Annotated in this window: 22 protein-coding genes; 12 read left to right on the top strand and 10 right to left on the bottom strand. The window is 61.5% G+C overall.

The window, feature by feature from the left end; genetic code table 11:
- Positions 1-14: 14 nt before the first annotated feature.
- The 5 genes from HKD28_RS03870 (at position 15) to HKD28_RS03850 (ending at position 4,377) form a co-directional block, all read left to right on the top strand.
- Complete coding sequence (locus HKD28_RS03870) at positions 15-1,034, top strand: asparaginase (protein WP_194267014.1); 1,020 nt, start codon at positions 15-17, stop codon at positions 1,032-1,034.
- 87 nt (positions 1,035-1,121) lie between these two features.
- Positions 1,122-2,549 (top strand): sugar porter family MFS transporter, encoded by a 1,428-nt coding sequence (locus HKD28_RS03865; protein WP_228125298.1) that lies wholly within the window; start codon positions 1,122-1,124, stop codon positions 2,547-2,549.
- 88 nt (positions 2,550-2,637) lie between these two features.
- Entirely contained in the window at positions 2,638-3,060 is a 423-nt protein-coding gene (locus HKD28_RS03860; protein ID WP_194267013.1) for a hypothetical protein, read from the top strand.
- A 140-nt stretch (positions 3,061-3,200) separates the two neighbouring features.
- On the top strand, positions 3,201-3,620 hold the full coding sequence (locus tag HKD28_RS03855) for a hypothetical protein (RefSeq protein WP_235993283.1): 420 nt from the start codon (positions 3,201-3,203) through the stop codon (positions 3,618-3,620).
- Between the two features lie 19 nt (positions 3,621-3,639).
- Positions 3,640-4,377 (top strand): DUF4097 family beta strand repeat-containing protein, encoded by a 738-nt coding sequence (locus HKD28_RS03850; protein WP_194267012.1) that lies wholly within the window; start codon positions 3,640-3,642, stop codon positions 4,375-4,377.
- On the opposite strand, the gene HKD28_RS03845 is transcribed toward HKD28_RS03850, so the two are convergent.
- The 5 genes from HKD28_RS03845 to HKD28_RS03825 form a co-directional block, all read right to left on the bottom strand.
- Positions 4,368-5,159 carry an RluA family pseudouridine synthase gene (locus tag HKD28_RS03845; RefSeq protein WP_194267010.1) on the bottom strand — a complete coding sequence of 264 codons (792 nt, stop codon included), beginning with the start codon at positions 5,157-5,159 and terminating at the stop codon, positions 4,368-4,370. The genes HKD28_RS03850 and HKD28_RS03845 overlap by 10 nt on opposite strands.
- On the bottom strand, positions 5,149-7,869 hold the full coding sequence (locus tag HKD28_RS03840; protein WP_194267007.1) for a DNA translocase FtsK: 2,721 nt from the start codon (positions 7,867-7,869) through the stop codon (positions 5,149-5,151). The genes HKD28_RS03845 and HKD28_RS03840 overlap by 11 nt, the downstream gene beginning before the upstream one ends.
- 118 nt (positions 7,870-7,987) lie before the next feature.
- Entirely contained in the window at positions 7,988-8,587 is a 600-nt protein-coding gene (gene rsmD / locus HKD28_RS03835) for a 16S rRNA (guanine(966)-N(2))-methyltransferase RsmD (protein WP_194267005.1), read from the bottom strand.
- Between the two features lie 3 nt (positions 8,588-8,590).
- Positions 8,591-9,373 (bottom strand): pseudouridine synthase, encoded by a 783-nt coding sequence (locus tag HKD28_RS03830; protein WP_194267454.1) that lies wholly within the window; start codon positions 9,371-9,373, stop codon positions 8,591-8,593.
- Positions 9,374-9,420: 47 nt separating this feature from the next.
- Positions 9,421-10,155 (bottom strand): gamma-glutamyl-gamma-aminobutyrate hydrolase family protein, encoded by a 735-nt coding sequence (locus tag HKD28_RS03825; RefSeq protein ID WP_194267004.1) that lies wholly within the window; start codon positions 10,153-10,155, stop codon positions 9,421-9,423.
- A gap of 6 nt (positions 10,156-10,161) precedes the next feature.
- On the opposite strand from HKD28_RS03825, the gene HKD28_RS03820 reads away from it, so the two are divergent.
- The 3 genes from HKD28_RS03820 (at position 10,162) to HKD28_RS03810 (ending at position 12,786) form a co-directional block, all read left to right on the top strand.
- Positions 10,162-10,653, top strand: a complete 492-nt coding sequence (locus HKD28_RS03820; protein ID WP_194267003.1) for a nucleoside deaminase — start codon at positions 10,162-10,164, stop codon at positions 10,651-10,653.
- A gap of 134 nt (positions 10,654-10,787) precedes the next feature.
- Positions 10,788-12,335 carry a Do family serine endopeptidase gene (locus tag HKD28_RS03815; protein WP_194267002.1) on the top strand — a complete coding sequence of 516 codons (1,548 nt, stop codon included), beginning with the start codon at positions 10,788-10,790 and terminating at the stop codon, positions 12,333-12,335.
- Positions 12,336-12,453: 118 nt separating this feature from the next.
- On the top strand, positions 12,454-12,786 hold the full coding sequence (locus tag HKD28_RS03810; RefSeq protein ID WP_194267001.1) for a superinfection immunity protein: 333 nt from the start codon (positions 12,454-12,456) through the stop codon (positions 12,784-12,786).
- A gap of 6 nt (positions 12,787-12,792) precedes the next feature.
- Here HKD28_RS03810 and HKD28_RS03805 read toward each other — a convergent pair whose 3' ends face one another.
- The gene (locus tag HKD28_RS03805) at positions 12,793-14,103 is read right to left on the bottom strand and encodes a lipopolysaccharide biosynthesis protein (protein ID WP_194266999.1); all 1,311 of its coding nucleotides are present in this window, start codon (positions 14,101-14,103) and stop codon (positions 12,793-12,795) included.
- 231 nt (positions 14,104-14,334) lie between these two features.
- On the opposite strand from HKD28_RS03805, the gene HKD28_RS03800 reads away from it, so the two are divergent.
- A complete protein-coding gene (locus tag HKD28_RS03800) occupies positions 14,335-15,465 on the top strand; it encodes a CDP-glycerol glycerophosphotransferase family protein (RefSeq protein WP_194266997.1) in 1,131 nt (376 codons plus the stop codon).
- Between the two features lie 6 nt (positions 15,466-15,471).
- Here the strand turns inward: HKD28_RS03800 and HKD28_RS03795 are convergent, their stop codons facing one another.
- The gene (locus HKD28_RS03795; RefSeq protein WP_194266994.1) at positions 15,472-16,830 is read right to left on the bottom strand and encodes an L-serine ammonia-lyase; all 1,359 of its coding nucleotides are present in this window, start codon (positions 16,828-16,830) and stop codon (positions 15,472-15,474) included.
- The gene (locus HKD28_RS03790) at positions 16,831-17,895 is read right to left on the bottom strand and encodes a threonine aldolase family protein (RefSeq protein ID WP_328749010.1); all 1,065 of its coding nucleotides are present in this window, start codon (positions 17,893-17,895) and stop codon (positions 16,831-16,833) included.
- An 83-nt stretch (positions 17,896-17,978) separates the two neighbouring features.
- Here HKD28_RS03790 and folD point away from each other — a divergent pair, with 83 nt between their 5' ends.
- The 3 genes from folD to HKD28_RS03775 are packed head-to-tail and all read left to right on the top strand — an operon-like array spanning position 17,979 to position 21,685.
- Entirely contained in the window at positions 17,979-18,902 is a 924-nt protein-coding gene (gene folD / locus HKD28_RS03785) for a bifunctional methylenetetrahydrofolate dehydrogenase/methenyltetrahydrofolate cyclohydrolase FolD (protein WP_194266988.1), read from the top strand.
- Positions 18,899-19,651 (top strand): methylenetetrahydrofolate reductase, encoded by a 753-nt coding sequence (locus tag HKD28_RS03780; protein WP_194266985.1) that lies wholly within the window; start codon positions 18,899-18,901, stop codon positions 19,649-19,651. The genes folD and HKD28_RS03780 overlap by 4 nt, the downstream gene beginning before the upstream one ends.
- A gap of 33 nt (positions 19,652-19,684) precedes the next feature.
- Positions 19,685-21,685 carry a M1 family metallopeptidase gene (locus HKD28_RS03775; RefSeq protein ID WP_194266983.1) on the top strand — a complete coding sequence of 667 codons (2,001 nt, stop codon included), beginning with the start codon at positions 19,685-19,687 and terminating at the stop codon, positions 21,683-21,685.
- Between the two features lie 116 nt (positions 21,686-21,801).
- Here HKD28_RS03775 and HKD28_RS03770 read toward each other — a convergent pair whose 3' ends face one another.
- Together HKD28_RS03770 and HKD28_RS16005 are read right to left on the bottom strand one after the other, a co-directional pair.
- The gene (locus tag HKD28_RS03770; protein WP_194266981.1) at positions 21,802-22,224 is read right to left on the bottom strand and encodes a flagellar biosynthesis regulator FlaF; all 423 of its coding nucleotides are present in this window, start codon (positions 22,222-22,224) and stop codon (positions 21,802-21,804) included.
- A gap of 134 nt (positions 22,225-22,358) precedes the next feature.
- Positions 22,359-23,987, bottom strand: a complete 1,629-nt coding sequence (locus HKD28_RS16005; RefSeq protein WP_194266979.1) for a flagellin N-terminal helical domain-containing protein — start codon at positions 23,985-23,987, stop codon at positions 22,359-22,361.
- Between the last annotated feature and the right edge of the window lie 93 nt (positions 23,988-24,080).

Below are 24,080 nucleotides of genomic sequence, written 5' to 3'. Positions count from 1 at the left end.
AGGGAGAGTATCATATGGCAGCACAGTCGGGCCTTCTGGCCGAGGTCACGCGCGGCGGACGTGTTGAATCCCATCATCTGGGCCGGGCGGTCGTCGTGGATGCCGATGGTGGCGTGGTCTGGTCCTGCGGGGATGTGGAGGCTGCGGTATTTCCGCGTTCGACCGTCAAATCCCTGCTGGCGATCGAACTGGTGGAAAGTGGCGCTGCGGACCGTCTTGGTCTGAGCAGCGATGCGCTGGCGCTCGCCTGTGCCTCGCATGGTGGCGAGAAAGCCCATGCCGACATGGCGGCCACGATGCTGGAATCGGTCGGCCGGAATGTCGGGTCTCTGGAATGCGGAACGCACTGGCCGACCTATGAACCGGCTGGCCGCGCGCTGGCGGCTGCCCATCAGGAGGCTTGTCCGCTGCATAACAACTGTTCGGGCAAACACGCGGGCATGGTGTGCCTGTCCTGCGATCAGGGCGTAGATCCGACCGGCTATATCGACCCGTCCCACGAGATCCAGCGCCGCGTGACGGATGTGCTGGCCGCCATGATGGACACGCCGCATGACGACGCAAACCGGGGCATGGATGGCTGTTCCATGCCGACCTATGCCGTCCCGCTGAGGGCCCTTGCGAAAGGTTTTGCAAGATTTGGCGCGGGAACCGGATTGTCCGAAGGGCGTTTCCGTGCGGCCACACGTCTTCGTGAGGCCGTGGCGGCCAATCCGTTCATGGTCGCCGGGACGGGGCGCTATGACACGAAAATCATGGACCGGTTCGGTGCGCGGGCCTTTGTGAAGATGGGCGCGGAAGGCGTGATGATTGCGTCTTTGCCGGAACTGGGCCTTGGTCTGGCCATCAAGACTGATGATGGCGCCAATCGCGCTGCGGAAGTCGCAATGTCCGCCCTGCTGCGTCGCTTCGGTGGCGAAACGCTGTGTCGGGACGCCGCAGACCGCGACATTCTGGACGCAACCGCCACGCAGACCATGCGGAACTGGAACGGGTTCACCGTTGGCGATCTCCGCAGTGCGCTCACGCTGTAAACGGTTTTGTGTTATAGGTTACGGATATGACATCCGCATGAAAGATTGGTGTCATTTTATGACTAAGCAAGAGGAACGCACTGGCCTATGAACGATCAGCCCGGAATGACAGGGACCATTTCGCCGCAGGATGACAGCGGCACATCCATTTTCGACGCAACGCGTTTCAAGATCATCGCCATTGGCGTGATCGCGGCGCTGGCGGGTCTCATGTCCGGGCTTGATATTGGGGTAGTGGCAGGAGCGCTGGACCTGTTCGGCAAGGAATACCACGCCTCCACCATTGCGCTGGAATGGGTCGTCAGTTCCATGATGGCCGGGGCAGCGGCGGGTGCCCTGAGTGCGGGCTGGATGTCCAAGACGCTGGGGCGCAAACATTCCCTGATCGTGGGTGGTGCGATCTTCGTTATTGGCACGCTTGGTTGCGCCATGAGCTGGTCGGTCGCGTCCATGATTTCCTTTCGGGTGGTCATGGGGGTCGCGGTAGGGATTTCCGCCTTCACGGCTCCGCTCTATCTGTCGGAAATCGCCAGCGAAGATGCGCGCGGGGCGATGGTTTCGACCTATCAGCTCATGGTGACGGTCGGCATTTTCATCGCGTTCCTGTCCGACACGTATTTTTCCTATAGCGGCAACTGGCGCTGGATGTTCGGCGTGGCGGGCATTCCGGCCGTTCTGTTCCTGATCGGCGTGCTGTTCCTGCCCTACAGTCCGCGCTGGCTGATGGCGCAGGGGCGCCACAAGGAAGCGCGGCAGATCCTACTGGATCTGCGCGATGACCCGCTGACGGCTGCCAAGGAAATCCGCGCCATCCGCGAGCAGCTTGAGACGAAGCAGGAGGGTTTCAAGCTCTTCCGCACCAATCCCAACTTCCGCCGTTCCGTGGCGCTGGGCGTGATGCTCCAGATGATGCAGCAGCTCGCGGGCATCAACATCGTCATGTATTACGCGCCCAACATTCTCGCGGCAGCGCATTTCGATGCACAGTCGCAGATGTGGTGTACGGCCATCATCGGTCTGGTGAACATGCTGGCGACTTTCGTAGCGCTGGGACTGGTCGACCGCTGGGGCCGCAAGCCGATTCTCTATGCGGGCTTTACGGTCATGGCGTTCGGCATGGGTATTCTGGCCATTCTGCTTCAGACTGGCATGACCACGCAGTCCTCCCAGATCGCGGCGGTGTTCCTGCTAATGATCTTCTGCGCCGGATTTGCCATGTCGGCGGGGCCGCTGATGTGGGTGCTGTGCTCCGAAATCCAGCCGCTGGGCGGGCGTGATTTCGGCATTGCCATCTCAACCTTCACCAACTGGATGACCAATCTTCTGGTCGGTGTGAGCTTCCTGACCCTCATGCAGACCCTCGGCACGGCAGGCACATTCTGGCTCTTCGCCGGGCTGAACGCACTGTTCCTGCTGCTGACGATCCTGTTCGTCCCGGAGACGCGGGGGATGTCCCTCGCCGTCATCGAAAAACGGCTCATGTCGGGTGTAAAACTCCGCAAACTGGGCCGCTGACATCCTCCGGGATATCACCATCGCGTGATCTTGCGCCCGGCCTCTCTGGTCGGGCGTTTTTATGTGAACCTTCCTTGAGGAGACGCGCTTGAGCGAATTTTCCAGAACCTCCCAAAACTCCAGCCCGGTCATCGGCAGAAGCGGTGTGCTGATTGTTTACGCGCTGTATATCGCCCGTTTCTTTACGGGCATCAGCCTTCTGGCGGGGGTCATCGTCGCCTATCTTCTGCGCCGACCAAGCGTTGGGATAGAGCGGATGCATCTGAACTGGCTAGTGCGCCTGTTCTGGTATGATGTTGCCTTCATCGTCGGTTCCGCCGCTCTGTTTCTGGCATGCTTCCTGACGGAGCCCCCCGGCAGTTCCGGCCCCGGTCAGCTTCTTTTCCTGCTGCCAATCGGTATTTTCGCAGTCTGGAACATCGTCCTGCTGGTGGCTCTGATCGTGGGCGTGCGTAGCATTCTCGCAGGAGATGGCCCACTTCCTGAACGTTTCCGGGCATTGGCGGAATAGGCTCGTCGGGAACTGGCGCGATACGCCATTCCTTCAGAGTTCCCGATGGACTCGATGCGTCGGAATGCCGAAAATCCGTATCTGGCACGGTTTGTGCATTAAGGTTGCTGTCGAGTTTTTCTCAGAGGAATGTTTCCCTCATGTACGCATCCTACGCCCCTTACGAACCTGCCAGCCGCTACGGCCGCGGAGATGATGCCCGGAGCGGCCGCGATCTGGTCCTGCTGATCTACGCGCTGTATGTCGCCGGATTTTTCACGGGCGTGACAGCCCTGATCGGCGTGATGATCGCGCATAAAAGCCGCCGCTCTGCCACGGGCCTGACGCGGACGCAGCTCGACTGGCAGGTGCGGATGTTCTGGTACGGCGCGCTCGCCCTCACCGCCATCGGGACGATCCATCTCATGGTCGCGGGTTTGGGCGCTATTACGGGCGGGCTTGGGCTGGTGTTCATGGTGGTGCCTTGGGGGCTGACTCTGGCTTGGGGCATTCTCACGGCCTGGGCCATTGCCCGCGGCGTCCACGCGGCCCTGCTCAATCGTCCCGTCGCAGGCCGGTGAAGCCCGAAAGGCCCATATCATGAACCGCTTCGCGCTTTCCCTTCCTGTCCTCGCCCTCGGCACAGCCCTGGCCTTTCCGGTCTGCGCTGCGCCCCTAAGCCAGTCCTCGATTTCAGACGATATGTCCCTGTCCACCCTGCCCGAGGGTGGAAAACTCTCCAGCATCAGCGGAGATGTCAGTATCGGGACGTCAGACGGCCCCCTGTCCGTCCGGACCGTCAGCGGTGACATTCATATCAAGCAGTCCAGAGGGCCGCTCGAGGTCCATACGGTCAATGGCGCGCTGGATGTGGATCATGCGGTAGCTGCTGTGGAAATCCGCAGTGCCAGCGGTGATATCACGCTCGATCATTCCGACGGTGCAGTCTCGATCCGCACCATGAATGGTGACAGCACGATTGATCATGCGACCGACAATGTCATGATCCGCAGTGTCAGCGGGGATACAAACCTTACGCTTGATGCCGCGCCGCAGATGCGCACGATTGATATCGGCACGGTCAGCGGTGATATGACGATCCACCTGCCTCATGGCTTTGGCGGAACGTTCGACATTCACCTGAAACAGCGACACTCGGACAAGACGCTGCCTCTCCAGCAGTCTCTCGGCTTGACGGTGCAGATCGGGAACTGGGAAAAAGAATCCGGCGGGTCAGCAGAGGTCCGGACGATCACGGCCACCGGGAAGGTCGGCGATGGCCGCGATCACGTCATCATCCACAGCGTGGTCGGCACGCTGAAACTCGTTCAGGACTGAACCACGCCCTCGCAGTCCATCCGCCGCAGCGTCTCCGCCATGAAATCCGGCGGGGAGGCTTCTGCGGTGAGTGTGTCGGACGGCAGGTTCAGTTCCAGACTGCGGGCGAGAAGATGCAGCCCCGGTAAAGACGGCCCTGCCGAAGCCCCGTAAACCGTATCGCCAAGGATCGGCGTTCCCAGTTCCGCGCAATGGATGCGGGCCTGATGAGTCCGTCCCGTAAGCAGTTCCAGCTCTACCCAGCACAGACTCTTCCCGCGTCCCAGCACACGCCAGCGCGTCCGGGCCTCATCGCCTTTCGCATCCACAACCATGCGCCAGCCCGAGGGACCGGACTTCCGCAGAAGCGGCGCGTCAATCTCGCCGCTGTCCTGCGGCAGAGTCCCCATCACAACCGCCCAGTAGAGTTTGCGAACCTGTCGGTCCTGAAACGCTGCCTGCGCCTCGATCAGCGCCGTTTTGCGCCGTGCAACCAGCAGGCAGCCGGATGTGTCCGTATCCAGTCGGTGCGCCAGCCAAGGCCCTCCGCGCGGATGCGGCAGCAGGCGGGTTTCTACGGAATCCTGCGTGGAAGGGCCGGGATGCACCGCCAGTCCGGCTGGCTTGTCCAGAATCAGGAATCGGGGCGTTTCCAGCAGAACGGGAATGTCCATTCCCGGATAAAACGGCGTGCGCGGGCCTTCTGTGGCGGGGGAGTCCGCCTGCGTTGGCAGGCGCCGCGGCTTGTGGGCATTGCGCGAGGCCTTGGCCCGTCGGATCCGCTCCTTGCGGTCAGTCTTCATGCTCTTCCTTGCGGCGGACAAGGATCTCGCGTTTGCCCACATGGTTCGCGGCACCGATGATGCCTTCTTTTTCCATCTGGTCGATCAGCTTGGCCGCGCGGTTATATCCGATGGAGAGGTGGCGCTGGATGAAGCTCGTGGAGGCGCGGCCTTCACGCATCACGATGTCCACGGCCTGATCGAACAGGGTGCCTTCACCGTCACCGCCCGAGCCGGACCCTGCCGTCAGGCCGCCCGCGCTGTCGTCGTCCTGCCCGGACACCACATCGTCGTTATAGATTGGATCGCCCTTGGAGCGCAGATCCGCCACGACGGCCTCGACTTCCTCATCCGCCACGAACGGGCCGTGGACACGCGTGATGCGCCCGCCACCCTGCATGAACAGCATGTCACCCTGACCCAGAAGCTGCTCCGCGCCCTGTTCCTGAAGGATCGTGCGGCTGTCGAACTTGCTGATAACCTGAAAGGAAATCCGGGTCGGGAAGTTCGCCTTGATGGTGCCGGTGATGACGTCAACGGACGGGCGCTGCGTTGCCATGATGACGTGGATGCCGGCGGCACGGGCTTTCTGGGCCAGACGCTGCACTGCCGTCTCGATTTCCTTGCCCGCGACCATCATCAGATCGGCCATCTCGTCGATGACGACCACGATATAAGGCAGGTTTTCCGTAGCGACTTGCTGCTCGTCGAATACCGGGCGGCCCGTTTCGGGGTCAAAGCCGGTCTGGACGCGCTTGGTCACCATCTCGCCCGAAGAGCGGAGCTGGTTCACGCGCTCGTTGTAGCCGTTGATGTTACGGACCTGAAGCTGCGCCATCAGGCGGTAGCGGCGGTCCATTTCCTGCACGGTCCATTTGAGCGCACTGACGGCTTTGGTCGGTTCCGTCACGACCGGTGTTAAGAGATGCGGAATCCCGTCATAGATCGACAGTTCGAGGATCTTGGGGTCGATCATGATCAGGCGGCACTCTTCCGGGCTGAGCCGGTAGAGCAGCGACAGGATCATGGCATTCACGCCGACCGACTTACCCGAACCTGTCGTGCCTGCGACGAGCAGATGCGGCATTTTCGCAAGGTCAGTATAGACCGGAACGCCTGCGATGTCCTTACCGAGCGCGATCTGCAGGCGACCGTTTCCGTTCATCCATTCCGGCGTGCGGAGCAGTTCGGAGAAATAGACCGTCTCGCGCTTGGCGTTGGGCACCTCGATGCCGATGACGTTGCGTCCCGGTACGGTCGCGATACGCACGCTCAGAACCGAAAGCGAGCGCGCTACGTCGTCGGCAAGTCCGATCACGCGGGACGAACGGATGCCCGGTGCGGGCTCGAGTTCGTACAGCGTGACGACCGGACCGGCATGGATGTCGCCGATCGTGCCCTGCACGCCATAATCGGCCAGAACGCTCTCCAGCAGGCGTGCATTGGACTGCAACGTCTCCTGTGACGGGCCGGTCACGGCATGAGGCGGCGGCGGGTTCAGCAGGGCGAGCGGGGGCAGTTCCCAGCCGGTCGTCACGGCATTGCGTGGCGCGGCGGGACGCGGGGGAACAGGTTCGGGCGGACGTTCCGGACGGCGCATTCCGAACAGGCCACGCTTTTGCGGCTCAGGTTCGGGCGGTGTGTCGATGCTGCTCTGGGGCAGGTCCTCGTCCATTTCATCGTCCATCTGACGACGCACGGGCGGGGGAGGCGTGTCGCGCTGGCGGGCAATCTGGGCCAGACGCTCGGCATAGGGGTTGGAGGGCGCGTCTTCCTCTTCCGGGACGGTGATCTGGCGGGCGCGGGCGGCCGCGGCTTCCGTCCGGCTGACCGGGCGCGTCTCGGCGGCTGGCTGGCTGTAGGGATCGTCCTGCGTGTCCATGGGGGGCTGCATCCAGCCGGTATTCTGCGGCACGAAGGGCTCGGGGCGGGACCGCGGATCGCTCTTGCCGAAGCTGCGGCGCAGGAAGGACAGGGGGGTTGCATCCGCTGCTGGAGCGCCACCGGCCGGGCTGGGCTGGAATTCATACAGACGTGGATCGGGCGCGGGCCGATGATCGGATGTTTGCGGGCCGTTCATGCGTTTGGCAAGCGAGAACGGTTGGCGGCCCAGCACCACGGCCGTCTTGCCCAGAGCGCGCCATTCGCGGGCTTCAAGACCCATCGCCAGCGGTAGCAGCAGACCCATCAGCAGCAGGACGAGAATGACGGCAATCGCGTTTCCGGCAGCCCCGGCTTCGGCATGGGCCGCGCCCAGTAGACGCTGCGCGCAGGAGACGCCCATTTCTCCGCCCAGACCGCTGGCGGTCGGCCAGTCGACCTGAAGGCCGGGGATGAGAAGCTGGAGCGTGCCGATGAAGGTGGCGGCGGCGGGCAGTAGAGCAAGGGCGGCCACGATCCGCAGGATCGGCAGGCTCATGCCGTGATGGCGGACCATGCGCCAGGCCCAGGCCAGCAGGATGACAATCGGCATGCCGCTGCCGAGGCCGAGCCACTGGATCAGCCCATCCGAAATGGTCGCGCCCGTACGGCCCAGAAGGTTCGTCGGTTGCGTTCCCGTCGAGGTGTTGAAGGACGGATCGTGCGGATTGAAGCTCCACAGCGCGATCCCGACTGCTACAGCGAAGATCAGCAGGACCAGCCCGAGAAGCTCCATGCAGCGCGCGCGCAGGGCGCTTCGCAGTTTCGGTGTCATGTGCCGGTCATGCGCGTCGCGGACGATGTTGCGCACTGTACTGGTCGATCGGCTGAACGCGGCCAAGTCTCGTCACCCCGTCGGTTTTCTGGATTGCGGCTTGTAAAATTCACTCTGAACTATAGCCGACAGGGTACTGAATACAGAGGGAAAATTAAGGAAAAGTGGAGGAATGCTTCCAGATCGTCACCTTTGCCGCCCCAAAACGACGCTCACAGAGGATTTCTGGCGTGAGTGTGGGCATAAAGTGTTCGGAAGGTGGCATGATGGGCGTAAATTCTTCCGTGGCGCCCGTTTCGGCCACGATCAGCGCGCCCTGCGCCAGCCAGCCGTTCCGCGCCAGCGCCCGCAGACCCGATTCGACAAGTCCCTTGCCATAGGGCGGATCGAGAAAAACCAGCGTGTAGGGTTCCGTGGCTTTGGGCGGATGCGTGACGCTGCAACTCAGCACGCGGGAACGGTCCCGGGCTTTGCAGATGTCCAGATTGATCCGCAGGGCCGCGAGCGCGCTGCGATCCCGTTCGATGAACGCGGCTTTTTCCGCACCGCGTGACAGGGCTTCGAGCCCCAGCGCGCCGGTTCCGGCGTAGCAGTCCAGCACGAAGGCCTTTTCCAGCTCCTCCTGCCCGTACCACGGCGCATGGGCGAGCATGTCGAAAATCGCCTGTCGCGTGCGGTCAGACGTGGGGCGCGTGCTGGTTCCGGACGGCGCGGTCAGGGCACGGCCCTTATTGTCTCCTCCAACAATCCGCATGGATCAGCGCGTCCGGTGACGCTTCGGAGCCGGGAGGTCCGGCAACTGCTCACGCAGGGTTTTTCCGGGAACTTCCTCCAGTTCGCGCGCCTTGAGCGAGCCGAGCTGGAACGGGCCGTAGGATAGGCGGATCAGGCGGCTGACATGCAGGTTCAGGCCTTCCATGACGCGGCGGATTTCGCGGTTCTTGCCTTCGCGCAGACTGACCGTGAGCCAGGCATTGTCACCTTTTTTCGAGTCCAGTGCGGCTTCGATGGAGCCGTAACGCACGCCGTCATATTCGAAACCATCAATCAGCGAGGCCAGACGCTTCTCGTCCACGACGCCGAACACGCGCACGCGGTAGCGGCGGACCCAGGCATTGCCGGGAAGTTCGAGGCGGCGGGCCAGTTCGCCGTCATTGGTCAGCAGCAGCAGACCTTCGGAATTGATATCAAGGCGTCCGACGCTGATGACGCGCGGCAGGCCCTCGGGCAGCGTGTCGAATACGGTTTTGCGGCCTTCGGGGTCCTTGTGGGTCGTCATCAGGCCGTCGGGCTTATGATACCGCCACAAACGCGTGCGCTCGGGGGAATCCACGGGCTTGCCGTCCACCAGCATGATGTCGCCCGGCTGCACGAATGTCGCCGGATGCGTGACGATCTGTCCGCCCAGCTTGATGCGCCCGTCTTCGATCATACGCTCGATATCGCGGCGGCTCGCCACGCCGGCGCGGGCCAGCGCCTTGGCGATACGCTCGCCTCTCGGGCCGGAGCTTTCCGGTTCGGAACCGGGGATCTCGTGCATTCCGGTCTCGGGCATTTCGGGGGCGGTGTTTTCGGTGTTGTCGTCGGTCATCGTGCAGTCTCCACAAGCGCCGCATACAGGCGACGGTCGCCGGGGTCGAGGGAGAATTCGGGGTGCCATTGTACGCCAATGGCAAAACCGGGGCCATCAAGCTCGATCGCTTCGATGGTGCCATCCGGTGCGCGGGCGCAGATTTTGGCCCGTCCGGGGTCGCGGACGGCCTGATGATGCGAGGAGTTCACGCTCATGCGCTCCGCCCCCACGATCCGCGCGAGTTTCGTGCCGGGGACGATGTCGATGTCATGGCCGGGTTCGTGGCGCGGGTTGGGCTGTTCGTGTTGCAGCTCTTCCGGAAGATGCTGGATCAGCGTGCCTCCGGCGTGTACGGCCAGAAGCTGCATGCCGCCGCAGATGCCCAGAACCGGCTTGCCCTGCGCCAGTGCGGCCCGCAGGAGCGCCAGTTCGGCGGCGGTGCGGGCCGGGCGCGGGCTGGTCAGCGGATGAGGCGTCTCACCATAAAGCGCCGGATCAACGTCGAATGCGCCACCCGTGACGATCAGCCCGTCCAGCCGTTCCATCAGGGCCTCGGCATCGCAGTCATAGCCCAGACACACCGGCATTCCCCCCGCATCGCTCACGGCGCTCAGGTAATTCTCCCGCAGCGCATGAAACGGATAGCGCGAGAACTGCCCCGGCCCGCCGGGTTCATGATCCAGCGTCAGGCCGATCAGCGGCGCGCGCTGCGAAGGGGATGGACGGGGAGGGGTCATGCGCCGCATCATCGCATCATGAGTCAGGGACAGACAAGGATTTACACGGATATCGGTCCGGCGATGCAGACGGCGCTACAGGCCGCGCGGGAGGCTGCATCCTTTGGGGAAGTGCCGGTCGGTGCGGTCGTGCTTGCGCCTGATGGACGCGTTCTGGCGATTGCGCGCAATCACGTCGAAGGCGCGCATGACGCCTCCGCCCATGCCGAGCTTCTGGCCATGCGCGAGGCTGCCGCGCGTCTGAAAAGTCCGCGCCTGACGGACTGCACTCTGGTCGTGACGCTGGAGCCGTGTCCGATGTGTGCGGCAGCGATCGTGCATTTCCGCATCGGGCGGGTCGTGTTCGGCGCTTACGATCCCAAGGGCGGCGGCGTGGAGCACGGGCCGCGCATTTTCGAGCGTCCGTCCTGTCTGCACCGCCCTGAAGTGATCGGAGGGGTATGCGAGCGCGAGGCGTCGGCCTTGCTGAAAGACTTCTTCCGCAAACTCCGTAAACCCATCGCAGAATGACGTTGTGGAGGGCGAAATTCACAGTCCGTCACGAACTTACGGATGTTTCACCCGGCGGTCAGCTTGTGGAACGGGAACGGGGTTCATAGTTCAGCGCTATAAGCCACGATGTTTCGCAACAAGTCGGGATTGATATGACCACACGCTTTCGCACGTCCCTGTCCGCTCTCGCTGCAACCACCATGCTGGTCGCGGCCCCTTTTGCTTTCGCGGACACAACGCCCGCTGCCACAGCACCCAGCGGCGCCATCAAGCCCCAGACGGGCGTTCAGGCGCTCCCCAATTTCGTCACGCTCGTCAAGCAGGTGAAGCCGGCGGTCGTGTCCATTACGTCCCACATCAAGGCGGACGTGGCGGAAGAAGAGGAAAACGGTCCGGGCGGCGGTGGCGGTGGTATGGGACAGGGTTCGCCGTTCCCGTTTCCCTTTCCGTTCCAGATGATGCCGCAACAGCAGCAGCCCAACCGGACGGTCGAAGCCCGCGGTTCGGGGTTCATCATTTCGTCTGACGGCTATGTCGTGACGAACAACCACGTCGTGAACGGTGCGACCAAAGTGACGGTCACGCTCGACGACGGCACGACGCTTCCGGCCAAGATCATCGGTCGCGACCCGAAGACGGACGTGGCCCTTCTGCGTGTTAAGCCGACCGGCAAGCTGCCATTCATCGAACTGGGCGATTCCGACGAGGTCCAGCCGGGTGAATGGGTCATTGCCGTGGGCAATCCTTACGGTCTGGGCGGCACGGTGACGGCGGGTATCGTCTCCGCGCTGGGTCGTGACCTGCATTCGGGTGCCTATAACGACTTCATCCAGGTCGATGCGCCGATCAATCATGGCAACTCCGGCGGTCCACTGTTCACGCAGGATGGGAAGGTCGTGGGTATCAATTCCATGATTATTTCGCCCAATGGTGGCGGTTCGATCGGTATTGGGTTCGCCATTCCGTCCGATACTGTCAGATCCGTTGTGAGCCAGCTTGAAAAGACCGGCCATGTCACGCGCGGCTATCTCGGCATTGAAGGGCAGGACATTTCGCCCACGATGGCGCAGGCGCTGAACCTCCAGTCCCCCGAGCCGGGCGCGCCGCCGCACGGAACGCTGGTGGCGTCCGTCTCCAAGGGCAGCCCGGCCGAGAAGGCTGGCATCAAGAGCGGTGACGTCGTGACCACGCTGAACGGAAAGCCTATCAAGAACGGTCATGATCTGGCGGTGAAGGTTGTGTCCATTGCGCCAGGAACGCAGGCGACGCTGGGGTTGCTCCGTGACAGCAAGCCGATGACGGTGAACTTCACGGTCGGCAACCTGTCCGCACAGGATCATGCTTCGGGTGATGCGACCGACAGCGCGCAGTCCGGTGCTGGTAAGCTGGGTGTGTCGCTGGCCTCTCTGACGCCGCGTGCGCGTCAGGAACTGGGTCTGGACGACAGCGTGCAGGGCGCAGTCGTGGCGGATGTCGTGCAGGGTTCACCTGCCGATCAGGCTGGCATCCGTCCGGGCGATATTGTTGTGGCGGTTGGCAATCACGTTACGCCGTCCCCCAAGGCCGTCGTCGCGCAGGTGCATGATGCGCTGGGTCGCAAGCAGCCGCCGCTCCTGCGCATCCTGCGTGACGGGCAGCAGCTTTTCGTGGCCGTCTCCCCGACCGGTTCGGACGACGACAGCTCCGACGACGCCCAGTAAGAGGCACGTCAGAACTCAAAAAGGCGGGAAGGGTCAGACCTTCCCGCCTTTTTTATGTTTGTTTTTATATCGAATCCGAAATACTCTCGGGCTTTCACCCGCCCGGGACCGTGTTGTCGTGCACCTGATTACTGTCATGAAATTCGTCGGTGGAGCGCTGGCTTTGCTGGCGCTGACTTTTCTCCCAACGATCATTGCGCTTTGTACCCGCAAAGTTCACTGGCGTGAGGCGTTTGTGGTCAATCTGGCGTTTGCTTTTACATTTGCAGGCTGGTTCGCCGCCATCGCATGGGCTGCGACCGGAGACGACGCGAAGATCAAGACCCGCTTCAGGGCGCTTTCAACCCGCAAAAAGATCCTGCTCGTTTTGGAACTGGTCTTCGTGGAAGTGGCGGTGACGGGGTATGCCGTTTTCCATCACTCTTCCCACGCCACGCATCTTCTGCACTGATCGGGATCAGCGCTCCGCCTTGCCGATCCGATCGTAGAAGAACCAGACGCCCAGAATCTGCGACAGCAGGATCGTTGCATTACAGGCCGCTGTCGACAGGCAGGCCCCTGCCAGACCGAAATGCCGCGTCAGGACATAGAGCGCCGGGAAATAGATCGCCATGACGGCGGTGCGGTTCTTCATGAGGAACTTCACATGCCCCACGACGATCAGCAACGGCTCCAGTGGGATGACCAGCAGGCTGAACACCGCCGCCAGCAGCATGATGGAAATATAGAGCGACGTGTGATGCACATGAACATGTAGCAGGAAGCGGAAGATCGTCGATCCGAAGAAGGCCGACAGCAGCAGAAGCGCGCAGGATAATGCGCCCAGAACACCGAACATTTTCCACGTCACGCGCTTGAGGCCGCGCCAGTCCTGCCGGTCCCGCATCCGGACCAGTTCGGGATACAACACGGGGGAGATGAGCTGCGCCGGGGTGACGATCCCGTCCGCGATCTGACGGCAGACGCGGAAAACGGCCGCTTCCGCCGGCCCGAGACCTGTTCCGACCACCAGCGTTGCCACATGGCCCGAAATATTGCCCAGCGTCTGGTTGATGCTGGCCGCACGTGTGAATTGCCACATGCCCGGAAGCTGCCAGCGCCAGTGCCGGAACGCCCGGAAATACCGGAACTTGAATTTCCGGTGCAGGATATCCAGCGCATAATAAATGTAGAAGCCATAATCGATGACGATCGTCATGGCCCAGACGAACAGGAAATATCCGAGCTTCAGATGCAGGACATAGCCCAGCAGCACGCCGAAAGTCTTGGCGATGGCGGCACAGCTGTCGATGATCGGGACGAGATGGAATTTCCCGGCCATCCGCAGGATGCCGTTCGCCCAGCCTGAATACATCAGCGGACTGACGCACACATACAGATCCGCCAGAAACCGCACATGCGCGGACCAGTTTGCAGTGTGGCCATAGATCTGCACGCCCACGAGGCCGAACACGATGGCGAATGCCGCCGAAAGCGTGTCGAGACGGATGCAGAAATGCACCACCCGGTGCAGAAGGTCTGTGTCATTGCTGCTGAAGCTGTCGCTGCCGAAGCGGATCAGCGTCTGCCAGGACTGCATCCGCGACAGGACGGAGCCGGTCGAGGCCAGCGAATGGATCAGGATCAGAAGTCCGAAATCGGACAGCCCAAGCGCCCGGACGGCTACGGCAATATAGATGAAACTGCACAGCGCATTGGCAATGCGACCGAGGGTGAGAACACTGACATTTTTGAAAATGGATTTGAAAACGGAGCGTTCGCCGGACATGCGGGCCTTACTGACCACAAAGCCGCCAGAGTGTCTATGCCGGTAACGAATTGTAGCATTTCGGGAAGGTTTCTTGACACAAAAAGGTCAGGGATTATGAAGAAAATATTACATATTCGGTGTCAGGATTTCTGCGGACGGGATCTTGCGGCGACCCGTCTTCTCCTGAAGGCCTTAATCCCGAAAAGCGCAGGTTTCCGGCCTGTTTTTCAGGCAGGACGCATCTGATTAATGAAAATCGCCTTCATCTATATTGCCGAACCCTATCAGTGTTACCACACGGCGTCCGTCGCCAGCGCATTGGCCGCGATCCCCGGTCATGAGGTGGTGGAATATTACAGCTTTCCCGAGACGGTGACGCATCTTGCACGCATCCGTCGCGCGCTGGACGTGCCTGACCTGCCGCTGAAGGCTTTTCCCAAATCGCTGAAAGCCCGTCTTCTGAAGCGCGCAAGACGCCTCGATCAGGAGCGGCTGGTGGTCCTGCGGGAGAACATCGCTGAACTGAACCAGTATGATGCGGTGGTGGCGACGGAATATACAGCCGGTGTGCTGAAGGACATGGGGCTTTGCGGCCCGAAACTCATTCTGCTGATGCATGGTGCTGGAGACCGCTATGTCAATGACGAGCATCTGGTGCGGGACTTTGATCTGACGCTCGTTCCTGGCCCCAAGGTCGAGAGCTATTTTCAGGACAAGGGTCTTCTGAAGCAGGAAACCACGCGGGTCGTGGGATATCCGAAATTCGATGTGTTCGAGGCCGTACAGCGCGAAAAGACGATCGCGTTCGGTAATGGTCGCCCGTTTGCGCTGTATAACCCGCATTACCAGCGCAAACTGACCTCCGCATCAGGCTGGATGATGCCGCTGATCCGGGGGTTCAAGGCCCAGAGCGAGACCGGGGAGAGTGATTACAATCTGGTCGTGGCACCGCATATCAAAACCTTTCACAAGGGGTTCGGTATTCGCGAACGCCAGCTCAAGCGGCAGCGAAGCCCTGAAGTGATGGTCGATACCGGGTCGTCCGCCATGCTGGACATGACCTACACGTCTCAGGCCGCGCTCTATATTGGCGATGTCAGCAGTCAGGTTTACGAGTTCCTCGGCATTCCGCGTCCCTGCGTTTTCCTCAATCCGCGCAAGCTGCCCTGGCGGGACGATCCGTATTTCCTGCACTGGACGCTGGGTGAAGTGGTGGAGGATCTGGACGATCTCATGCCCGCCATTGCCCGCGCCCAGGAACGTCATGCGGCATATCGTCCGGCGCAGGAAAGTCTGTTTCAGGAAACTTTCGGCACCCCGCTTCTGGGGGGCTCGCAACGCGCTGCGGATGCCATTGCGGAGTTTATGGCCGCAGCGTGAGGCGTTTCAGCATTCAGGGAAATTGACGGCCAGACCGCCGAGCGATGTTTCCTTGTAGCGGTGGTTCATGTCGCGTCCCGTCTCGGCCATCGTGCGGATGACCTGATCGAGCGAGACGTGATGCGCGCCATCGCCGTGCATGGCGAGGGACGCCGCGTTGATGGCCTTGATCGCGCCGAACGCATTGCGCTCGATACAGGGGATTTGCACCAGCCCGGCCACCGGGTCGCAGGTCATGCCCAGATGATGCTCCATCCCGATTTCTGCGGCATTCTCCACCTGAAGCGGCGTGGCGCCCAGAGCCGCCGCCAGCCCTGCCGCTGCCATTGAGGACGCGACGCCGACCTCGCCCTGACAGCCGACTTCCGCGCCTGAAATCGACGCATTGAGCTTGAACAGACCGCCGATGGCCGCGGCCGTCAGCAGAAACCGGCGCTGTCCGTCGAGCGAATATTCGGGGCAGAACTCCCGATAATAGCGCAGAACCGCCGGGATCACCCCCGAAGCCCCATTGGTGGGCGCCGTGACGACGCGCCCTCCGGCAGCATTTTCTTCGTTTACCGCAATGGCGAACAGGCTGATCCAGTCCATGATGCCGTGTGCGGATGGCTGATTGCTGCGGCTCTGCTCCTTGAGCCGTTCGTAGAGTGCGGCGGCCCGTCGGCGGACGTTCAGCCGCCCCGGCAGCGTGCCGGAACGGTGCAGCCCGGCGTCCACGCAGTCCATCATCACGGAGACGATCCGGTCCAGATAGGCTTCGACCTCCGCACGGGGTCGCAAGACGCTTTCATTCGCCAGAACGACGCCTGCGATATCGAGCCCCGTGTTTTGCGTGCGCTCCAGAAGCTCCGTACCGCTGGTGAAGTCATACGGCATGTCGGGCTGGGCGTAGGTCGCGGTTTCGGTGGCCTGTTCCGGTACGATGAAGCCGCCGCCGACCGAACAAAACCGCGCGCAGGCCAGCAGGGTGTCTGTGGAATCGAATGCCTCGAACTGGAGCGTGTTGGGATGGACCGGAGGGACGGTTTTCGTGTCGAGCACGATGTCCGTGTCCGGATTGAACGGTGTGGGATGGCCGTTGAACGGGATCAGATGCGCCTGCGTCACGGACTGCACGATGCCGTCCGCGAGCGTCGGATCCATCGTGTCGGGCTTTTCTCCCGCCAGCCCGAGAATGACCGCGCGATCCGTCGCATGGCCCCGCGCCGTCCAGGCAAGCGAGCCATAAAGCGTCACGCGCAGTCGCGCCACGTCTGGCGCATCGCACAGGCTTTCTGCAAAGCGGGCGGCCGCGCGCATGGGGCCGACGGTGTGGGACGAGGACGGCCCGATGCCGATCTTGAACAGGTCAAACAGGCTGATCATTCAGGCAGCGATCTCAGCCAGCAGCGCATCGACGTCTTCGATGCGTGTATGAAAACTCGGTACGAGGCGGATGAGCGTGCCCGATACACCTTCCGGTGTGGGCCAGCGATAGAAGCCAAATCCTGCTGCTTCCAGTTCTTCGACAAGCCGGTCCGGCAGGATGACGAACACCTCGTTGCCCTGCGTCTCGAACGGAAGCTGTGCACCCGCGTGACGGCGCAGGCCTTCGACGATGCGTTGGGCCATGGCGTTGGCATGGGCGCTGTTTTTCAGCCACAGATCGTCTTCCAGCAGGGCCAGAAGCTGCGCGCTTAGAAAGCGGGCCTTGGACCACAGATGCCCGCTGCGCTTGATGCGACGCTCGAAATCTTTCAGCACCGGGCGCGTGCGGTCATTGACGAAGAACACGACCGCTTCCGCCGCCATCGCCCCGCATTTCGTACCCCCGAACGACAGGACATCCACCCCGGCTTTCCATGTCGCTTCGGCGGGTGTGCAGCCCAGATGCGCGATGGCGTTGCTCAGCCGCGAGCCGTCCAGATGGACAGGAACGTCATGCTCATGCGCGATCGCACAAAGTGCCGCGAGGTCATTCGGCGCATAGACCGTGCCCCATTCGGTGGCCTGCGTCAGCGACAGGGCGTGGATGGGGGGCTTGAGGATTCCGCCCTCCGCATTGACCCGCAGTCCCGTGCGCAGGGCCTCGGCCTCCATGCGACCGTCGGCGGAGGGGAGCGTGACGAGCTTGGCGCCATGCATGAAGAACTCGGGCGCGCCGCCTTCGTCGTTGTTGATATGCGCGCTCTGGTCGCACAGAACCGCGCCATAGGGCGCCACGAGCGAAGACAGCGCCAGACTGTTGGCCGCCGTTCCCGTCACAACCGGAAAGACCGCAACCTCCGTTTCGAAAACTTCGCCAAACCGCGCATTCAGGGACCGGCTCAGCGCATCGTCGCCATACGAACCCACATTGCCCGCGTTGGCGCGCATCATGGCGTCCATAACGGCGGGGCATGCGGGAGAAACATTGTCACTGGCGAAGTTCTTGCGTATTTCGTCGGTCACGAGACCATCCTCAGTTCCTGTAGCCGTTACGGCCCATTCGCCAGCGTAACTGAAACGACCGCCTGTTGTCATCCGGAGAGCCCATGAGCATGTTGTCCCCCGAGAAGCAGTCCGAACTGGCCTCAAGGATCATCGACGGCAAGGCCATCGCCCGCGCCCTGACCGATCAGGTGGGTCGTGAAGTGGCGAAATTCGTCGAGCAGGGCAACACGATCCCCGGTCTTGCCGTGGTGCTGGTGGGTAACGATCCGGCGTCGGAAGTCTATGTGAAGAACAAGGCGATCCAAACCCATCGCGTGGGGATGCGCTCTTTCATGCACATGCTCCCACAGAGCACGTCACAGGACGAACTGCTGGATCTGATTGCGCAGCTCAACACCAACCCGAAAATTCACGGTATTCTGGTCCAGCTTCCCCTGCCGGCACAGATCGACCCGGTTGTGGTGACGAATGCGATTGCGCCGCACAAGGACGTGGATGGTCTGGGCGAAGTCAATGCGGGCCGTCTGTCGCTCGGGATCGACGGGATCGTGCCCTGCACGCCGCTAGGCTGCCTGATGCTGCTCCAGTCCGTCCACAAGGACATGACCGGCAAGCATGCCGTGGTGATCGGTGCGTCCAACCTCGTTGGCAAGCCGATGGCGCAGCTTCTGCTTAAGGAAAACTGCACAGTTACGGTCGCGCATATCCATACGCGCAACACGAAGGAGCTGGCGCGCGAGGCCGATATTCTGGTTGTTGCGACCGGCAAGAGCGGTCTGGTCCGCGGGGATTGGATCAAGCCGGGTGCGACCGTAATTGACGTCGGCATCACCCGCGTTGCAGCGGAAAACGGCAAGACCCGTCTGGTCGGGGACGTGGTGTTTGACGAAGCACTTCCGGTTGCCGGGCATATCACGCCGGTTCCGGGTGGCGTTGGGCCGATGACGATTGCCTGCCTGCTGCACAACACGCTTCAGGCGGCTCGCGCCACATCTTCTTCAACGTCTGCGGATGCCTCCTCATGACGCGCGTTTCTGTTGAACTGGTTCCGCGCACGCCGGAATCCCTGATGGCGGATGTGCAGACCGTGCGGGATAACCTGCCGCAGGTCAGCATACTGAACGTCCCGGACCTGATCCGCTTTGATCTGCGCAGCCATGACGCCGCATCGCTGATTGTGAAACAGACGCCGTTCGAGGTGATCGCGCATGTCCGTGCGACCGACATCGCCCCGGACGCGCCGCTGCCGGGTGCGGACCGGCCGGAGCTGACTTCCATTCTGGTCGTCGCCGGAGATCCGCCGCCTGCGGGTAGCGATCGGGTGGTCTATCCCAACACGTCCGCACAGATCATTGAACGCTACCGCCGCGAAGCCCCGCATCTGAAGGTCTATGCGGTGTTCGATCCCTATCGCCGCGCGCCCTATCACGAGCTTGAAGAGATCGCCCGCAAGCGCGACGCCGGGGCGTGTGGCTTCTTCACCCAGCCGCTTTTCGATATTCCGATGCTCGAATGCTGCATGGACTGGCTGCGGGACGACACGGTGTTCTGGGGTATCTCTCCCGTTCTGGGCGACAAATCCCGCCGGTACTGGGAGCGCATGAATCATGTGATCTTCCCGCGCGATTACGACGGGACGCTTGAAGGTAACATTGCTTTTGCGCGCCGGATGCTGGGTGTCGTGAAGCAGAAAAACGACAATGCCTATCTGATGCCGCTGAAAGTTGATCTTGCCTCCTATCTGGGAGCGCTTGGAGATATTATAACGGAATAACATCGAACTTACCCAACGGAGGGCCCGCCCCGGATGTCTGTGCGCCTTTTTCTGCTTCCCCTGCTGGGAGGCGTACTCGTGCCCGCCGCCCTGCTGCCCGAGACCGTCACTGCGAAAACACTCGCTGACCCGGCCACCGTCTTCGCCCCCCTGACCCTTCCCGACGCTCCGAACGTCTATCGCTCAGGGTCGGGGCTTCCGGGGCCGCAATACTGGCAGAACCGCACGGACTACGTCATTCACTCGCGGATCGACACGCAGGCCCATGTGCTGCATGGTTCCGAAACCGTGACCTACAGCAACAACAGCCCCGAGGCGCTGGATGTGTTGTGGCTCCAGCTTGACCAGAACATTTATCGCGCCGACACGCGCGCTGCCGTCGGCGCCATTCCCGGCAGCCACATGATGACGGGTGATCATACCGATGGCATGACGATCGAACACGTTTCGGTCGTGCAGGGTGGCCGTGAAGTGGAGGTCACGCCGCTGATTTCCGACACGCGGATGCAGCTCACGCTGCCCCGCACGATCGATCCGCATGGCGTGGCTTTCGTGAAAATCGACTGGCATTACACAATCCCCGGTCCGTGGGGTGGTCGTACCGCTGTTACGCCGACCCGCGAAGGCGACATCTATGAAGTCGCGCAGTGGTATCCGCGCCTGAGCGTCTATGATGACCGTCGGGGCTGGAACACGCTGCCCTATCTGGGGCAGGAATTTTTCCTCGAATATGGCAGCTTTGATTACAGCGTAACGGTGCCGTGGAACTACACGCTCGTAGGCTCCGGCGCGCTGCTCAACCCCGAACAGGTTCTCACCCCCGTCGAGCGGAACCGTCTTGCACAGGCCGCGCAGAGCGATGCGCGCGTCATGATCCGCACGCTCGATGACATCACCGATCCAAAAAGCCATCTGAAACAGAGTGGCGAGGTCACTTGGCATTACGGGATGCGGAACACGCGCGACGTGGCGTTCGCCGCTTCGCCTGCGTTCGTCTGGGATGCCGCGCGTATCAACTTGCCGCCTGTTGTGCCCTGGACGAACTATCATGCCGTGCCGAGGCTTGCGATGTCGGTCTATCCGCGTGAGGGGATCGGGCCGCATGGCTGGGACCGCTCAACAGATTACGTCAAACACGCCATCGAATATTTCTCGTCGCAGTGGTTTGAATACCCTTGGCCGAACGCCATCAATCTGGGTGGTCATGGCGCGGGAATGGAATATCCGGGCATCGTTTTTGACGGCATTAGCGACCGCGATCCGCAGCTTTTCTGGATCACGACGCATGAACTGGGTCACGGCTGGTTCCCGATGATCGTGGGGACGGACGAACGCCGTAACGCCTTCATGGATGAAGGCTTCAACACCTTCATCGACGTGTATGCGTCCGATCACTTCAATAATGGTGAGTTCGCTCCCAAGCGTGATTCCGAGTTTGCTCCCAAAACCGGCAATCCCGCGCAGGATATCGTCCCGGTCCTGACTGATCCGGATGCACCGGTTCTGATGACGGCCGCTGATGGCGTTTCGGAAAAATACCGCCATAGCGTGACGTATTTCAAAGGCGCTTACGGTCTGAAATTGCTGCGTGAACAGATCCTCGGTCCGGTCCGCTTCGACGCGGCTTTCCGGCGCTATATTGCTGAATGGGCTTACAAACACCCGTCTCCGTCGGATTTCTTCCGCCTGATGAGCAGCGAAGCGGGCGAGGATCTGGGATGGTTCTGGCGCGGTTGGTACTTCACCAATGCCGCCCCGGATTATGCACTGGGAACCGTCCATCACGACGCTGGAAAGCCCGCAACCGTACAGGTTCGTAACTATGGTGCGCTTCCGCTACCCGTGGTTTTGCGTGCTGATTATGCGGACGGAAAATCGGAAGATCTCCGCATCCCGACGGAAGCCTGGCGCCAGAGTAGCGACATTGTGGTCTCGCTGCCGGTTCATGACGGCCTCAAGGCCGTGACGCTCGACCCCGATCACGTCATCCCGGATATTGACCGTTCCGACAACCGACTCGCCATGACGCCCTGAGGCCACCGGGGCACACGAGAATGTTTCGTGTGCCCTGACTTTGGAGCATGAAAAAAGGGCGTCCGGCTGAACCGGCGCCCTTTTTTAGTTGGGGGCTGCTTTGCGGTTGAAAACTCTCAGCCCACAAGTTCCAAAGAGGACTTCGCGGCCGAGCCGGCATAGGCCTGAGACGCGGGCGACGTCATGGCATAAGGCGCGGGTTCGGTGGACAGTCCTTCGATCATGTCGTTGTTGATATCGACGAGGGGTTGAAGGTCCTTCGGGGCATTAAAGGCCGCGTTGGAATACCGCATGGACCACGATCCGACCTTGAGAAGATCGTCGCGCAGAACGGCCGGAAGGGGGCAATCGACCCGCTCAACGCTGAGGGACAGAATGCTCCATAGCTTCAGATTGGCGGCCAGCGCCGCGACCTTCTTGTCATGATCTTTTGCCTGCGTCAGCAGCGTGTTGACGTGCCGGAACGCCATGACCTCGACTTCCCGCGAAGACAGATAGCTTCCGGACTGTTTCTGATACTGTGAGGCTGCATAGGTCACGACGGCAAACTCCTTTCGGAAAAGACTGTTTCAAAAGCCTCTGGGGGAGGAAGCAAGGGGCTTCTGAAGTAGTCCTGCGTATTGGCAGGGGGTCTGAAGGGTGCCGGATGAACCAGCACCCTTCAGAAACCTGATCAGCCGCGGAAGAGGCTAAGCAGGGTGGACGACTGCGAGTTCGCAATCGACAGTGACTGAACGGCGAGCTGCTGCTTCGTCTGAAGCGAGGTCAGCTTGGCGCTCTCGGCTGCCAGATCAGCGTCCGTCAGCGCGCCAACACCCGTCGTCAGGGCGTCGGACAGGCTGGACGTCGTGGTCTGGAGGTTGGAGATCGTCGTGCTGGAATAACCGATCGAAGACGCGGTGCGCGTTACGCTGGAGATCGCAGCCTGAACGACGGCGCTGACGACGGTTGCACCGGTGACAGCTGTTGCTTTTTTCGCCTTGGTGTCAGCTGCGGTGGTAGGATCTGTTTTGCCTTCCGTAGGGGGCGTCGTCGATTGTCCAAACTCCCCAGTTGCATCAACCACGCTGAGCTCTGTGCTGGTCGCATCGATGGAGTTACCAGCGATTGTCAGGTTGTTGCTGGAATCGCGGGACACGCCGAAGCCCTGATACTCCATGGCATCGGTCAGCAGATCGACCTGCTTGACGCTCTGTGCGCTTGATGAGCCGCCCGTGGCGCTGAGGGAGGATGCGGATGACATGTCGACGTCCGTCACAACGGTCTTGGCTGTGACATTGCCATTGGCATCAAATGCCGTATTGGCGGTATAGACGGAGTTGCCATTGCCGTCCTTGGACTGGACGAGGCTATCTCCGTTGGACAGGGAATAGGTGATCGATCCGTCCGATGCCGTTGTCTGAGAGGTAATTGTAACATCCGAGCCTGTTGTGGCCGTCAATTTTCCATCCGTACCAAGCGTGAAGGAAGCTGTGACGGCGGGGTCGGTGGTCGGATCCGAACCGGCAGCCTTGCTGAAAGCTGCACCCACCATGGCCAGAGCCGTCGTCTGGCGGTTGTCGGTGGTGGTCGTGCTGCCAGATGTCGTAGACTTGCTGTCAGCAACAAAGTTATAAGTCACGGAGGGGTTGGCCGCGCTGATCGTGCCACCCGTTCCCGCAGCAGCTTCATTCTTCAGCTGAAGAACGCTCTGGGAAGTCGGCGTAGTACCGTCACTCGTCAATGTATTGGAAGTGCTGCTACCCAGCGCCAGCGAGGAGCCGGACATGTCCATGCTCAGGTTCGTCAGGCCGAGGCCGGCGGACGTCACGTTGAAGCCGTTCTGCGTGAAGGTGGAGCCCTGTGCGTCCATGGCGGTCGACAGGCTCGTATAGGTCGTGCCGTTGCCGGTCTGGCCGGAGAGCAGGTTCACGCCCTGAAACTTTGCGCCCGTAGCAGCAGAGTCGATGGAGGCCAGCGTCTTGGTGATGGCATCGTTCAGGGTCGAGTTGTCGACGCCTGTCGTGTTCGTGCCGATGGTGGTGGCAAGAGACTGAAGAGCGCTCGAAATGCTCGACAGGCCGGTCGTTGCCGTGTTCAGCACCTGAGCGGAGAACTGGAGGCCCGTGGAGACGCCCGACAGGGTCGAGATCTGGGCGGTCATGTTCTGGGCGATGGAGTACATCGCAGGATTATCAGAGGCCGTGTTGACGGACTTGCCGGTGGAGACCGTGTTTTCGGTCTTGTTCAGGTCGGCCGTCGTCTGGTTCAGGCTCTGGAGTGCGGCCATTGCCGCGGTGTTCGTATTGATGGACAATGACATTGAATCGGTTCTCCGTCGGTGCAGGTTTGCGGCCTCAGGATAGGGGGGAGTGGTTAACGGAAGCTGAATCGGTTCCGTTAAAAAAAGTCCTTC

This window comes from Gluconobacter cadivus (assembly GCF_015244745.1).
In the GTDB taxonomy this organism is placed as follows: domain Bacteria; phylum Pseudomonadota; class Alphaproteobacteria; order Acetobacterales; family Acetobacteraceae; genus Gluconobacter; species Gluconobacter cadivus.
Note: the sequence above shows the minus strand (reverse complement) of the source record. Positions and strands in the feature narration are given on the sequence as shown.